Raw genomic sequence first — 15,004 nt, forward strand, 5'->3', positions numbered from 1 at the left:
CCGTGCCGAAAGGTCCGGGGGCTTTTTATTGGGGATCTGATTGCTGCTGGTAGCGCAGCCCCATCTCACGGATGGCGCTAGAGGCCGACGCGAGCAAAACAGGGTAGGCCGCTTCCAGAAATCCCGGCGTCGCTGTCTTCAAGGCGCGCTCGAGCCACATGCACGCCTGCTGTTCATCGCCCGCCTGGGCCAGTTCCGCAGCATGGTTGTATTGGCCGCGAAAATCCCCGGCCTCGGCGGCGCGCAAATACCACTGCCGCGCCAGTGGAACGTCCTGGGGCACCACGACACCTTCATGGTGGAAACGCCCCAGCAGATTCATCGACTTGGCGTGCCCCTTGGCGGCGGCCAGACGGAACTGTTCGTACGCGGCCACCAGATCTTGCCCCACGCCACGACCACGGCTCAGCAATTGGCCGTAGTTGTAGAGCCCCCAATCCAGCCCCAAGTCGGCAGCCTGCCTGTAATGCTGCGCCGCATCAGCCAGGTCGATCGCGCAACCCCAACCGTTCTCCAGGCAACGGCCGACCATATTGATCGCCATCGGGTGACGCTGGCGGGCCGCGATTCGAAACCAGCTCAGTGCCAATGTCGCGTCTTTCTGCACGCCACGGCCATCGAGCAACAACTGAGCCAGGGTCGCCTGTGCATCCACATCCCCCAGCTGCGCGGCATGCATGACCCAGCGCACATACGCACGCGGGTTGTCCGCAATTTCTGGCTGCCCACTCTGCATTGGCGCTTCTCATCGGCTGATAAAACTGACTGAAATTTCATGAATCATTTCGTTACAAAGTATTACATTTGAGATCCGTTATCAATTACGATCGCATCTCACTTCTACCAACAAGAGACTATTCAATGGCTACCGGGATCAGTTCTGCCCCCCTCTCATCGCGGCATTTGCTCGCGTCGGCTGTGGGTTTGGCAGTGGCTGCGCAAGGAGGATTCAGTTACGCGGCGGAGACCGCAACGGATGACAACACAGGCGTGATTCAACTGGGTGCAACCAGCATCGAGGGCCAAGCCCCGAGCCAGAGCACCTACAACCCTGTGGCTCCTTCGTCCCCCAAATACACCGAGGCGCTGCGCGATACGCCGCAGACCATCACGGTCGTCCCCAAGGAAGTCATTCATGACCAGAACCTGCTGACCCTGCGCGATGTGCTCAGCACCGTGCCTGGCATCACCTTCGGCGCCGGCGAAGGCGGTAGCGGCTACGGCGACAGCATTAACCTGCGCGGTTTTTCCGCCAGCGGTGATATCTACGTGGACGGCGTGCGCGACAGTGCGCAATACAGCCGCACCGACCCGTTCAATCTGGAACAGGTAGAGGTGGTCAGCGGCGCAAGCTCGGTGTATTCGGGCTCGGGCGCGGTCGGCGGCACCATCAACCTGGTGAGCAAGACCCCGGAGTTGCGTGACAAAACCACCATCAGTGCCGGCATCGGCACCGACAACTACAAGCGCACCACGCTTGATACCAACCAGATGCTCAACGACACCACCGCGTTCCGGCTCAACCTCATGGCCCATGGTAACGACGTGCCGGGGCGCGATTATGAAGATTACGAACGCTGGGGCATTGCGCCTTCCATTGCGTTCGGCCTGGGCACACCGACGCGCGTCACCGTCAGTTACGAACACCAGAAAGACGACAACACCCCGCAATACGGCATCCCCATCTACAACGGCAAACCCATGCCGGGCGTGGGTTGGAGCGACTTCTACGGCTACCACAACATCAATGACCAACAGATCACCTCGGACGCGTTCAGCCTGAAGCTCGAACACGACTTCAACGACGCCGTGTCCGTGCGCAACTTCACCCGCGTCGAGCGCGTGCGCCAAGACTTGCGCGCTTCTGGCCCCGAAGGCGCGCAAGCCGGCTGCCTGGCCAGCGGCACCCAGATCACCGGCGCCCCATGCGCAGCCGGTCTGAACCCGGGCTTCTTCCAGCCAAGCGGCGGTTCGCTGGGTAACGAGCGCAACACCCAGAACAAGATGTTCACCAACCAGACCGACGTGACCAGCCGCTTCAGCACCGGCTTCATCGACCACACGCTGGTGACCGGCATCGCCATCAGCCGTGAGGAATACGAGGCGGATACCGGAAAATGGCTGACCAACAGCAACGGCACCGCAATCGTGCCGCCACCGGTCAGCTTCAGCGACCCGAACTCCTACTGGGCTGGACCGGTCAACTTCACCCGCGCGGCGCACGTCGACGGTGCGCTGAACAACCGTGCGGCCTACGCCTTCGACACGCTCAAGCTGAACCCGCAGTGGGAAATCAACGGCGGCCTGCGTTACGAGCACAACGCCGGCAGTTCGGTGACCAACGCCTACTCCACCAGCGGCGTGGAAACCCCGGGCCAGCGCTACGGCCAAGCCGACGACCTGACCTCCTACCGCCTGGCACTGGTCTACAAGCCGGTGGAAAACGGCAGCTTCTATGTCGCCTACGGCAACAGCAAGACGCCGTCCCAGGCCAGCGTGAACGGTGGCTGCTTCACCCCGGCCAAAAGCTCCAGCATCGCCACCAACAACTGCAACGTCGCCCCGGAAACCGCCGTCAGCTATGAGATCGGCACCAAGTGGGACTTCCTCGACAATGCCCTGTCGGTCACCGGCGCGATCTTCCGCAACGACCGCACCAACTACAAAGTCGCCGACCCCGACCCCACCAACCTGAGCGGTACGCAGTCCCTCGACGGCAAGGCACGGGCGGACGGCGTGGCACTGGGCCTGAGTGGCGCTATCACCGATCGCTGGAAAGTCTTCGCCAACTACACCTACCTCGATACCCGCGTCCTGCGCAGCGCCAGCGACTTTACCCTGGCCAACACCGGCTTCGACGCGCAGAAAGGCGAGCCCCTGCCGTTCACGCCCAAACACGCAGCCAGCCTGTGGACGGTGTACGACCTGCCCTACGACTTCCAAGTGGGCTACGGCATCACCGCGCAATCCAAGCAATACCTGGTCAGCGCTGCCGGGGCACCGACGGCGCCCGGCTATGCGGTGCAGCGCGCGATGCTCGGCTACAAGGTCAACAAACAGCTGAACCTGCAGTTGAACGTCAACAACCTGTTCGACAAGGACTACCTGACCCGCATCCGTAACAACGGCTGGGCTGTGCCAGGCGATGGCCGCGCAGCCGTCGTTTCCGCCGACTACACGTTCTAACCCGCCCCTGTAGGAGCTGGCTTGCCAGCGATCACATCACCTCGGTCACTCTGACAAACCGAGGTGCCTGAATCGCAGGCAAGCCAGCTCCTACATAAAAGCGTCGCCTAAAACACCTTCAGCGCCATTCGGTTTTCCGAACGCCGCCCTCCCCCCGATTCGGTTTGCCGGATCCCTCGCTTAAAAATCCCCCGTCACACAAAGTTAATCTATATATAAATCAGATAGTTAACGGTTTGTTTCGGGTATGGCACGACTCATGCTCTACACTCCCTGACGATTGCCTGAGACGCCTCAGGAGCCGTCATGGGCATTCGCTGTACAAGAGAGCCGTTTAGCCGGCTTCATAAAAAAAACAAATGTCGAGGAAGTATTGATGCGCATCGTTCCCCATATCCTGGGCGCAGCTATCGCTGCTGCTCTGATCAGCACTCCAGTTTTCGCCGCCGAACTCACCGGCACACTGAAGAAAATCAACGACTCCGGCACCATCACCCTCGCGCACCGCGACAGCTCCATTCCGTTTTCCTACATCGCGGACGGTTCGGGCAAACCCGTGGGCTACTCCCACGACATTCAGTTGGCCATCGTTGAACAACTGAAAAAAGACCTGAACAAGCCCGACCTCAAGGTCAAGTACAACCTGGTGACCTCGCAAACCCGTATCCCGTTGATCCAGAACGGCACTGCGGACGTTGAGTGCGGTTCCACCACCAACAACGCCGAACGCGCCCAGCAAGTTGATTTCACCGTCAACATCTTCGAAATCGGCACCCGTCTGCTGGTCAAGAAAGACAAGGATGGCAAACCGTCCTACGCTGACTTTGCCGACCTCAAAGGCAAGAACGTCGTGACCACCGCGGGCACCACGTCCGAGCGCATCATCAAAGCGATGAACGCCGACAAGCAAATGGGCATGAACGTCATCTCCGCCAAAGACCACGGCGAATCCTTCCAGATGCTGGAAAGCGGCCGCGCCGTTGCCTTCATGATGGACGACGCCCTGCTGGCCGGTGAAGAAGCCAAGGCCAAGAAGCCGGACGACTGGGTCATCACCGGTACTCCACAGTCCTTCGAAGCCTACGCGTGCATGGTGCGTAAAGACGACCCAGCCTTCAAAAAGGCTGTCGATGACGCCATCGTCGCCCTGTACAAGTCCGGCGAGATCAACAAGATCTACAGCAAGTGGTTCGAGAGCCCGATCCCACCAAAAGGCCTGAACCTGAACTTCCCGATGAGCGACAAGGTGAAGGAGCTGATCGCCAACCCAAGCGACAAACCAGCGCCTGACGTAAAAATCTGATACCTGACTAAGCTTATCTCCTGAGGGAGCCAACCCTCCCTCAGGCGTCTGTTACTACCTGCTGGCTTTAATGTGGAACACTCGACCTGGCGGTTTTCGAGCCGATCGCGTGTGCCTGGCGTTCACCGTCAGGCGGGAAAGGATCTTCCCCAAGCGGGTGCTTGTACATCGATCGATCTCGAGGGGAGACCCTAATGAATTACAACTGGGACTGGGGCGTGTTCTTCAAGTCCACCGGCGTTGGCAGCGAGACTTATCTCGACTGGTACATCGCTGGCCTGGGCTGGACCATCGCCATCGCTGTCGTGGCATGGATTATCGCCTTGCTGCTGGGGTCCATTCTGGGCGTCATGCGCACCGTGCCAAACCGCATCGTATCGGGCATCGCGACCTGCTACGTGGAACTGTTTCGTAACGTGCCGCTGCTGGTTCAGCTGTTTATCTGGTACTTCCTGGTACCGGACATGCTGCCGCAGAACCTGCAGGACTGGTACAAACAAGACCTGAACCCGACCACCTCGGCCTACCTGAGCGTTGTCGTGTGCCTGGGCCTGTTCACCGCCGCTCGCGTCTGTGAGCAAGTGCGCACCGGTATCCAGGCGCTGCCACGGGGCCAGGAATCCGCCGCACGGGCCATGGGCTTCAAGCTGCCGCAGATCTACTGGAACGTGCTGCTGCCCCAGGCCTACCGGATCATCATTCCGCCGCTCACCTCGGAATTCCTCAACGTCTTCAAGAACTCCTCCGTGGCGTCCTTGATCGGCCTGATGGAATTGCTGGCGCAGACCAAGCAGACCGCCGAGTTCTCGGCCAACCTGTTTGAAGCCTTCACCCTGGCCACGCTGATCTACTTCACCCTGAACATGAGCCTGATGCTGCTCATGCGCCTGGTCGAGAAGAAAGTCGCCGTGCCCGGCCTGATCTCCGTGGGGGGTAAATAATGGACTTCGATTTCAGCGGCATCATCCCCGCCATCCCGGGCCTGTGGAACGGCATGGTCATGACCTTGCAGTTGATGGTCATGGGCGTGGTCGGCGGTATTGCCCTTGGTACGGTCCTGGCGCTGATGCGCCTGTCGTCCAGCAAACTGCTGTCCCGCGTGGCCGGCGCCTACGTGAACTACTTCCGCTCGATCCCGCTGCTGCTGGTGATCACCTGGTTCTACCTGGCGGTGCCGTTCGTGCTGCGCTGGATCACTGGCGAAGACACCCCGATCGGCGCGTTCACCTCCTGCGTCGTGGCCTTCATGATGTTCGAAGCCGCGTATTTCTGTGAAATCGTGCGGGCCGGCGTGCAGTCGATCCCTAAAGGCCAGATGGCGGCGGCACAGGCCATGGGCATGACCTATGGCCAGACCATGCGCCTGATCATCCTGCCCCAGGCGTTCCGCAAGATGACCCCGTTGCTGCTGCAACAGTCGATCATCCTGTTCCAGGACACCTCGCTGGTCTACACCGTGGGCCTGGTGGACTTCCTCAACTCCGCCCGCTCCAACGGCGACATCATCGGCCGCTCCAACGAGTTCCTGATCTTCGCCGGTGTCGTCTACTTCATCATCAGCTTTTCCGCCTCGCTGCTGGTCAAGCGTCTGCAAAAAAGGTTTGCCGTATGATCTCTATCAAGAACATCAACAAGTGGTATGGCGACTTCCAGGTGCTGACCGATTGCAGCACCGAGGTTAAAAAAGGCGAAGTGATCGTGGTGTGCGGGCCGTCGGGCTCGGGTAAATCCACCCTGATCAAGTGCGTCAACGCGCTGGAACCCTTCCAGAAGGGCGACATCGTGGTCGACGGCACCTCCATCGCCGACCCGAAGACAGACTTGCCGAAGCTGCGCTCGCGCGTGGGCATGGTGTTCCAGCACTTCGAGCTGTTCCCGCACCTGACCATCACCGAAAACCTGACCATCGCGCAGATCAAGGTGCTGGGCCGCAGCAAGGAAGAGGCCACCAAGAAAGGCCTGCAACTGCTCGAGCGCGTCGGCCTGTCGGCCCATGCCCACAAGCACCCGGGCCAGCTGTCCGGCGGCCAGCAACAACGTGTGGCGATCGCCCGCGCCCTGGCCATGGACCCGATCGTCATGCTGTTCGACGAACCGACCTCGGCGCTGGACCCGGAGATGGTCAACGAAGTGCTCGACGTGATGGTGCAGCTGGCCCACGAAGGCATGACCATGATGTGCGTAACCCACGAAATGGGCTTCGCCCGTAAAGTGGCCGACCGTGTGATCTTCATGGACGCCGGCAAGATCATCGAGGATTGCCCGAAGGAAGAGTTCTTCGGCGACATCAGCGCCCGCTCCGAACGCGCGCAGCACTTCCTCGAGAAAATCCTGCAGCACTAAAACAGCGATGATCTCCGTGTGAGAAACGGGCTCGTGTAGGAGCTGGCTTGCCAGCGATAGGATCGCCTCGATGTCACTGACACACCGAGGTGCCTGCATCGCTGGCAAGCCAGCTCCTACAGGAACCTTGTTCGTCACGGGGCCAGCAGCGCTGGTTGACCCAAGGCATCTGTGATGAAATGCGACCCCAACCCCTATCGCGCCGCGCCGCCATCACTTGCCGTGAAGCCTCGTCTGATTCGCCAACTGTTCCTGCCGCCGTTGATCATCGCCCTGATGATCGGCTTGGGTTATATCGGCTTCTGGGTCAGTGAGTACTATGGCATCCGCACCCTCAGCGACAACGGCGAACGCCAGTTGGAGCTGCACGCTCGTACCGTCGAAAGCGAACTGAGCAAATACACCTACCTGCCCAGCCTGCTGGAACTGGAGTCCAGCGTGTCGACGCTGCTGGCCGACCCGAACCAGGAAACCCGCAAGACCGTCAACGATTACCTCGAAGGCCTGAACCGACGCAGTCGCAGCCGGGCCATCTACGTGATGGACACCACCGGCCGTGTGCTGGCCACCAGTAACTGGCGCGACGCCGACAGTTACCAGGGTGAAGACCTGTCCTTTCGTGCCTATTTCCAGAACGCCGTGCGCGGCCAGCCCGGCCGTTTCTACGGCATCGGCAGCACCAACGGCGAACCCGGCTACTACCTCGCCCATGGCCTGGAAGAGCACGGCAAGATCATCGGCGTCGCCGTGGTCAAGGTGCGCCTCGAAGCCCTTGAAGAACGCTGGCAGCGCGCGCGCCTCGAAGCCTTCGTGAGCGACGAGAACGGCATCATCATTCTGTCCAGCGACCCGGCCCGTCGCCTCAAGGCCGTGCGCCCGCTGAGCGATGACACCAAGGAACGCCTGGCCCACAGCCTGCAATATTACTGGGCGACGCTGAACGAGCTTGAACCCCTGGCCCGCGAGCGCCTGAACGAAGGCACCGAAAAACTGACCTTCCCGGCCAATAGCGAAGTGGTCAACGACGAGCACGAAGTCAGCTACCTGGCACAAACCCGCCCGCTCAATGACACGCCATGGAATTTCACCCTGCTCACCCCGCTCAACGACCTGCGCCGGGCGGCCATCAACCAGGGCATCCTGGTGGCCGTGGCCTTTGGCCTGGTCGCGTTCCTGCTGATCGCCTGGAACGAGCGGCGCAAGGTCATCGCCACCCGCCTCGCCGCGCGGGAAGCCTTGCAGGAAGCCAACAGCCAGCTCGAACGGCGGATTGCCGAACGCACCGCCGACCTGCGTGCCAGCAACGAACGGCTCAAGGGCCAGATCCGCGAACGGCGCCAGGCCGAAGAAACCCTGCGCCGCGCCCAGGATGAACTGGTACAGGCCGGCAAACTGGCTGCTATCGGCCAGATGTCCACCAGCATCGCCCATGAACTGAACCAGCCACTGGCCGCGCTGCGCACTTTGTCCGGCAACACAGTGCGCTTCCTCGAACGTGGGGCTCTGGACACCGCCAGCGCCAACCTCAAGACCATCAACGAACTGATCGACCGCATGGGGCGCATCACCGCCAGCCTGCGCTCCTTTGCCCGGCGCGGTGACGACCAGGGTGAAGCCAGCCTCGCCAAGGCCGTGGATGCAGCCTTCCAGGTGCTCGGTGCACGCCTGGACAGCTTGCCGCTGACCCTGCACCGCGACTTTGCCAACGCCCAACTTCAAATCGACCAGACACGCCTGGAGCAGATCCTGGTCAATCTGATCGGCAACGCCCTCGACGCCATGCAGGCGCAACCGGCGCCCCAGCTGTGGCTCGAAGGCAGCAGCAGCGACGGCAAATACCGCCTGCAGGTACGCGACAACGGCCACGGCATCGACCCCGAGGCGCGCAAGCATTTGTTCGAACCGTTCTTCACCACCAAGCCCGGCGAACAAGGCCTGGGACTGGGTCTGACCCTTTCCGCCAGCCTCGCGGCGGCCACCGGCGGCAACCTCGCCGTCGAGCACCCGGCCAGTGGTGGTACTGCCTTTGTCTTGTGCCTGCCGTTGGTGGGCGCTCAAAAAGCTGAGTCGACATGAATATAGATCCCAAAGACCTTACCGTCCTGATCGTCGAAGACGACCCCCATGTGCTGCTCGGCTGCCAGCAAGCCCTGGCGCTGGAAGACATTCCCAGCGTGGGCGTGGGCAGCGCCGAAGAGGCGCTCAAGCGCATCGGCGAAAACTTTGCCGGCATCGTCATCAGCGATATCCGCCTGCCGGGCATCGATGGCCTGGAGTTGCTGACGCGCCTTAAGGCTTTGGATAAAAGCCTGCCAGTGGTGTTGATCACCGGGCACGGCGACATTTCCATGGCCGTCGGCGCCATGCGCAACGGCGCCTACGATTTCATGGAAAAACCCTTTTCTCCCGAGCGTCTGGTGGACGTGGTTCGCCGCGCCCTGGAGCAGCGTGGGCTGGCTCGGGAAGTCTGGTCGCTGCGCCGCCAGTTGGCCGAACGCGACTCCCTGGAAGGTCGCATCATCGGCCGCTCGCCGGCCATGCAGAACCTGCGCGAACTGATCGCCAACGTCGCCGACACCTCGGCCAACGTGCTGATCGAAGGTGAGACCGGCACCGGCAAGGAGCTGGTCGCACGCTGCCTGCATGATTTCAGTCGGCGTCACACCCACCAGTTCGTCGCCCTGAACTGCGGTGGCTTGCCGGAGAACCTGTTCGAAAGCGAGATCTTCGGCCACGAGGCCAACGCCTTCACCGGTGCCGGCAAGCGTCGTATCGGCAAGATCGAGCACGCCCATGAGGGCACACTGTTCCTCGATGAAGTGGAAAGCATGCCGATCAACCTGCAGATCAAACTGCTGCGGGTGCTGCAGGAACGCACCCTCGAACGCCTGGGTTCGAACCAGAGCGTTGCGGTGGATTGCCGGGTGATCGCCGCCACCAAGTCCGACCTCGACGAACTGAGCCGCGCCAGCCAATTCCGCAGCGACCTGTACTACCGCCTCAACGTGGTCACCCTGGAACTGCCGCCCCTGCGCGAGCGCCGCGAAGACATCCTGCAACTGTTCGAGCACTTTCTGCAGCAGTCGTCCCTGCGCTTCGACCGCACCGCGCCGGAGCTGGACAACCAGACCCTGTCGAGCCTGATGAGCCACGACTGGCCTGGCAACGTGCGTGAACTGCGTAACGTCGCCGAACGCTTCGCCCTGGGCCTGCCCGCCTTCAAGAAAAGCGGTACCGGCAGCGGCAACCATGGCCTGGCGTTCACCGAAGCGGTGGAGGCGTTCGAACGCAACCTGCTCAACGATGCACTGCAACGCAGCGGCGGCAACCTGACCCAGGCCAGCCTGGAACTGGGCATGGCCAAGACCACGCTGTTCGACAAGGTCAAGAAATACGGGTTGAGCCACTGATGGATCTGTTACTGAAGGCTGCCCTGGGCGCAGCGGTCGTGTTGATCCTGGCCGCGCTGGCCAAGACCAAGAACTACTACATCGCAGGCCTGGTGCCGCTGTTCCCGACCTTCGCGCTGATCGCTCATTACATCGTCGGCAAGGGCCGTTCGGTGGACGATTTGAAGACCACGATCCTGTTCGGGATGTGGTCGATCATTCCGTACTTTGTGTATTTGGCGACGCTGTATGTGATGGTCGACCGGATGCGGCTGGAGGCGTCCTTGGCCGTCGCAGCAGTAGCCTGGCTGATGGCCGCGACCGTGCTGGTCAGCATCTGGGTCCGCGTCCATTCCTGACCCAATGTGATCAAGACTGTGGGAGCTGGCTTGCCTGCGATGGCGGTGTGTCTGTACCCAATGCGCTGCCTGATACACCGCTATCGCAGGCAAGCCAGCTCCCACATTCGGATCGGTGGCGGATAGAAAATCAGCGGACGATCTTGTCGACCTGGATGCCCAGCTTCTTCAGGCGATACCAGAAGCTGCGCTCCGATATCCCGATCTTCGCCGCTGCCGCCGCCTGCACCCCATTGCTCTCTTGCAGGGCCGCCAGGATGTAAGCCTTTTCCACCTCGGCCAGCGCCGCGTCCAGGTCCTGGGGAATCCCCGGGCCGTCACTGAGGATCGTCGCCACCCCGCCTTCGCTCGGCTTGGAAGCGAACAGATAACCCGGCAAGTCGATGTCCTCGATCACCGGCGATGCCGCCACAATGGTCGCGCGTTCTACACAGTTCTGCAGCTCACGGATATTGCCCGGCCAGCTGTAGGCCGCCATCGCCTGCAACGCCTCGGCACTGAAGCCGGTGATACGCTTACCGGCCGTGGCGCTCAGGGTCTGGGCGAAGTGCCGGGCCAGGGGCGCGATGTCTTCCACGCGCTCGCGCAGGGCCGGCAGCGGGATCGGGAACACGTTGAGGCGGTAATACAGGTCTTCGCGAAATTCCTTATTGGCGACCGCGTCCAGCAGGTTCTTGTTGGTGGCAGCAATCACCCGCACATCGACCTTGCGTTCACGCGGGTCGCCCACCGGTTCGATCACCCGCTCTTGCAGCGCACGCAGGATCTTGGCCTGCAACGCCAGGGGCATGTCGCCCACCTCGTCGAGAAACAGCGTGCCCTTGTCAGCCTGCATGAAGCGCCCTACCCGGTCCGCCACGGCGCCGGTGAACGCGCCTTTGCGGTGGCCGAACATTTCGCTTTCCAGCAGGCCTTCCGGGATCGCGGCGCAGTTGACCGCCACAAAGGGTTTGTCGGCGCGGCTGCCGTGCTTGTGGATGGCACGGGCGACCATTTCCTTGCCGGTGCCGCTTTCGCCGGTCAGCAGGATAGTCGCGGTGCTGTCGCGTACCGAATCCACCGCCTGCAGCACTTTGCGAAACGCCGGGCTGTCGCCCACCAGACTGTCGAACTGGGCATGTTCATCCAACTCGGCGCGCAGGCGGGCGTTGTCGCGCATGATGTCGCGAAACTGCAGGGCCTTGGCCACGGTGATGTCCAGCTCATCGATGTCGAACGGCTTGGCGATGTAGTCATACGCGCCGTTGCGCATCGATTGCACGGCGTTTTTCACCGTGCTGTAGGCGGTCATCACAATCACCGGCAAGTGCGGGTAGCGCACTTTGATCTCGGCCAGCAGCGCCGGCCCGTCCATGCCCGGCATGCGCCAGTCACTGATCACCAGGTCGATGTCTTCCTGTTCCAGCACCTTGAGCGCATGCAGGCCGTTGCCTGCGGTGAACACCTGGATGCCGCTCTGGCTCAGGGCCGACGACAACAAGTCACACAGCTTGGGTTCGTCGTCGACCACCAATACGTTATGCGTCATGACCTTCCTCATCATCCCCGTCGTCTTCGCCGTTAGCCGGAATGTACAGGCTGAACGTGGCGCCGGCATCTTTCTCACTGGCACATTCGATGCTGCCGTCGTGACTTTCCATGATCGAATAGACTTTGGCCAGGCCCAGGCCAGTGCCCGAGGCCTTGGTGGTGACAAACGGTGTGAAGATGCGCTCGATCATGTCCGCCGGGATACCTTGGCCGGTGTCGGCAATGCTGATGATCGTGTTGTCGTCCTCGCTGCGGATGCCCAGGGTCAGGCGACCGCCTTCAGGCATGGCGTCGATGGCATTGAGGATCAGGTTGAGGCAGGCCTGCTTGAGCTGCTTGGCGTCGGCGTAGATCGTCGCGCCGGGCGCCTGGTCATCGATCTGTGCATCGATGTTATGGGTAGACAGCTCCGGGCCGCAGAAGCCGAGGATCTCTTCCACCACCGGGCGCGCCGCCTGCAGCGTGCGCAACGGTGGGTTGGGCTTGGCGAAATCGAGGAACTCGGTGATCAGGTCGTTGATGCGGCTGACTTCGCTGATCACGTATTCCAGATGGCGCTTGTCGGTTTCCGCCAGGTCGGCACGCCGGTGCAGCAGTTGCGTGGCGGTCTTGATGATGCCCAGCGGGTTGCGGATCTCATGGGCCAGGCCCATGGCGACCTCGCCCAAGGCGTGCAGGCGGTCACGTCGGCGCAGCTGGGCTTCCAGGTGATGCAACTCGCCCAGACGCTCGGTCATGTGATTGAACGTGCTGCTCAACTGCGCCAGCTCATCGCCGCCGCTCACCAGTACGCGGTGCTCATAGTTGCCCGAGATCACCGCATTCACGCCCTGGGACAAATCCCGCAAAGGCTTGGTCAGGCGCCGCGATACCAGCACCCCCGCCGCCAGGGACAGCGCCGAGCTAAGCAGGAAGATCAATACGAACAAGTTGCTCTGGTTCACCAGCCCCACCAGGCTGGTATGGCGCAGCAAACCACTGAAAATCACGCCTTGCAGTTCGCCGGTATCGTTGAAGATCGGCCAGTACAACCCACTGTACTTGCTGGTGAATTGCTCGCTGGGCTGCTTGGTGCTGCGCAACGCCGCTTCAACACCCTTGGGGATGCGCGAGGGGTGATCTTCGAAGCGCTGGGTTGAGAAAATCTCGGAAAACCCCGTGGGGTTGGCCAGGTAGAGACGCAGGTCCAGGGAGTGCACATCGGCCACGCTGGTGAGGAAACTGCTGTCCAGGTAAGTGGCGACCAGCAGCAGGTAATCCTCTCCATCGCGATTGGTCTCGAAGGTCGAGACCACCAACCCCGTACTGACGCCGGCCACTTGCACCGTCTGCAACACCGCGTTGCTGGTCAGGTTAATCTGCTTGACGATGTCATCGGCGGCGGTGCTGAACACCACCTTATGGTCGCTGACGCGAATCAGCGCCACCACATCGATGTCCGTGGCATCGGCAATGTCGGCGGTGAGCCGATCATGCCGGGCAGCCTGTTTGGACGAGGGCGGGCTGGTGTAGCGCAGGAACAGCTTGGCCATGCGCGCGTTGTCATGAAGGATGTCGCCGATCTCGTCCTTGACGATCTTGGTCGACTCTTGCAGCCAGATCCGCACGTTGCTGTCGAAAATCTGCGACAACGTGGTAGCGGCCAGCTCGGCCGCGATCATGGTGGGAATAACGCTGACCAGCCAGAACGCCAGCACCAGCTTGCGCTGGACGCTCCAGCGCGAGATGGCAAAGGGGCGAGCTTTCTGGCGGGTCTTGGTGATCATCAGGTTTCGCTTATCGCAGCAGCCATGGCAGGGTCGGAACGATCCGGTCGGAAAAACATTTTCACTACTTTGAGCAGCCCATTGACCAACCGATTGCGGTGGCGGAAGAACATGCTGTTGCCCTGGAACTCGCACCCCAGGCGCAGCTTACTGGCATAGCCCGCCTGCCCGCACTCGTACAACGCGATATTGTTCTGGATACAGTAGTCGACGTTGGTCAGCCAGCTGCGGAAGTACAGGTTGTACTCACGGGTGAACTCCACGTCGTGCCCGAAGAACTTGTCGATCAAACGGTGCTCATCCACCAGCACCAGGTTGAACGCCACCAGGCTGTCATCCACCCAGTAAAGTACACAGACCGCGCGCTCATCAAGGCGTTCGAGCACGCCGGTGAAGTAGCCGGCGGGCAAGCGTTCGAACTGCAAATCGGAGCGCGTCAGGGTGGCTTCGTAGAGGCGCATGATCTCGGGCAACACGTCGTCGATGTTACGCCGCCATTCCACACGCGGGCCCGGCGCACGCAGCTTGCGGCGCAGGTCCTTGCGGGTGGATTTGCCCAGCGACCCCAGGTAGGCGTCCACCGACCCGTAGGGCAGAGGCAACAGCCCGGTGGGCAGGCTCGGCATGCTTTGAAAGCCTGCGGCGCGGCAGCTGTCTGCCCAGTCCGGGTCTTTGGTCGGTGCATCCTTGACCGCCACCAGGCCGATGCCGAACTCGTCGGCATCCTGGCGCGCAGCCTGCAGCAAATGCTTAAGCAGCAATGGGCGGCGTTCGCTCGGGACATGGCTGGCCACCCCCGCGTCGCAACGCTCGGCCACCGGCGAACCGATGGCGTACAAACCCAACTGCAAAACACCCGGCCACAGTCGCTCCAGGCGCTCGGTCAAGCGCTTGCCGGCACCCGACACCGTGGTGTCGAGTCGATAATGAGTGATGAAGGCGGCGGCGACAGCCACCAGCACTCCATCGTCGTAAACAGCCAGGTAACGCCACTGAAAATCATCGATCGCGGCGTTTTCCACGGCCACGTAATAGTCCCAGTCCTCCAGGGCACCGGGAAAACAGTCATTCCAGGCACTGCGCTGGATAGCCCGGATGGTCGGGAAGGCTTGGGCGGTAATCACGTCT

General features: G+C 61.6%; 12 protein-coding genes. 8 read left to right on the plus strand and 4 right to left on the minus strand.

The genetic code is table 11. From position 1 onward, the window contains the following. Positions 1-25 precede the first annotated feature (25 nt). Complete coding sequence (locus HX792_RS03985) at positions 26-736, minus strand: tetratricopeptide repeat protein (RefSeq protein ID WP_176994867.1); 711 nt, start codon at positions 734-736, stop codon at positions 26-28. Between the two features lie 254 nt (positions 737-990). Here HX792_RS03985 and HX792_RS03990 point away from each other — a divergent pair, with 254 nt between their 5' ends. The 8 genes from HX792_RS03990 to HX792_RS04025 all read left to right on the plus strand — a co-directional run bounded on the left by HX792_RS03990 (position 991) and on the right by HX792_RS04025 (position 10,580). Next, positions 991-3,186: a TonB-dependent receptor gene (locus HX792_RS03990; RefSeq protein ID WP_371319324.1), complete on the plus strand. Its 2,196-nt coding sequence runs from the start codon at positions 991-993 to the stop codon at positions 3,184-3,186. 376 nt (positions 3,187-3,562) lie between these two features. Then, positions 3,563-4,489, plus strand: a complete 927-nt coding sequence (locus tag HX792_RS03995) for a glutamate/aspartate ABC transporter substrate-binding protein (protein WP_176994869.1) — start codon at positions 3,563-3,565, stop codon at positions 4,487-4,489. A 194-nt stretch (positions 4,490-4,683) separates the two neighbouring features. After that, positions 4,684-5,430, plus strand: coding sequence for an amino acid ABC transporter permease (locus HX792_RS04000; RefSeq protein ID WP_010212762.1), 747 nt, complete (start codon positions 4,684-4,686; stop codon positions 5,428-5,430). Beyond that, positions 5,430-6,101: an amino acid ABC transporter permease gene (locus HX792_RS04005; protein ID WP_010212763.1), complete on the plus strand. Its 672-nt coding sequence runs from the start codon at positions 5,430-5,432 to the stop codon at positions 6,099-6,101. Before HX792_RS04000 ends, HX792_RS04005 begins: the two co-directional genes overlap by 1 nt. Beyond that, positions 6,098-6,832, plus strand: coding sequence for an amino acid ABC transporter ATP-binding protein (locus HX792_RS04010; protein WP_176994870.1), 735 nt, complete (start codon positions 6,098-6,100; stop codon positions 6,830-6,832). The genes HX792_RS04005 and HX792_RS04010 overlap by 4 nt, the downstream gene beginning before the upstream one ends. A 174-nt stretch (positions 6,833-7,006) precedes the next feature. Then, a complete protein-coding gene (locus HX792_RS04015; protein WP_176994871.1) occupies positions 7,007-8,908 on the plus strand; it encodes a sensor histidine kinase in 1,902 nt (633 codons plus the stop codon). Then, positions 8,905-10,242: a sigma-54 dependent transcriptional regulator gene (locus HX792_RS04020; protein ID WP_176994872.1), complete on the plus strand. Its 1,338-nt coding sequence runs from the start codon at positions 8,905-8,907 to the stop codon at positions 10,240-10,242. Before HX792_RS04015 ends, HX792_RS04020 begins: the two co-directional genes overlap by 4 nt. Beyond that, complete coding sequence (locus HX792_RS04025; RefSeq protein ID WP_176994873.1) at positions 10,242-10,580, plus strand: GlpM family protein; 339 nt, start codon at positions 10,242-10,244, stop codon at positions 10,578-10,580. Before HX792_RS04020 ends, HX792_RS04025 begins: the two co-directional genes overlap by 1 nt. A gap of 130 nt (positions 10,581-10,710) precedes the next feature. On the opposite strand, the gene HX792_RS04030 is transcribed toward HX792_RS04025, so the two are convergent. The 3 genes from HX792_RS04030 to HX792_RS04040 are packed head-to-tail and all read right to left on the minus strand — an operon-like array spanning position 10,711 to position 15,000. Next, positions 10,711-12,108, minus strand: a complete 1,398-nt coding sequence (locus HX792_RS04030) for a sigma-54 dependent transcriptional regulator (protein WP_176994874.1) — start codon at positions 12,106-12,108, stop codon at positions 10,711-10,713. Further along, positions 12,098-13,876 (minus strand): HAMP domain-containing sensor histidine kinase, encoded by a 1,779-nt coding sequence (locus HX792_RS04035; RefSeq protein ID WP_176994875.1) that lies wholly within the window; start codon positions 13,874-13,876, stop codon positions 12,098-12,100. The genes HX792_RS04030 and HX792_RS04035 overlap by 11 nt, the downstream gene beginning before the upstream one ends. Next, entirely contained in the window at positions 13,876-15,000 is a 1,125-nt protein-coding gene (locus HX792_RS04040) for a GNAT family N-acetyltransferase (protein ID WP_176994876.1), read from the minus strand. Before HX792_RS04040 ends, HX792_RS04035 begins: the two co-directional genes overlap by 1 nt. Positions 15,001-15,004 lie beyond the last annotated feature (4 nt).

Origin of the sequence: Pseudomonas sp. B6002 (assembly GCF_013385985.1) — a bacterium.
Classification (GTDB): Bacteria; Pseudomonadota; Gammaproteobacteria; order Pseudomonadales; family Pseudomonadaceae; genus Aquipseudomonas.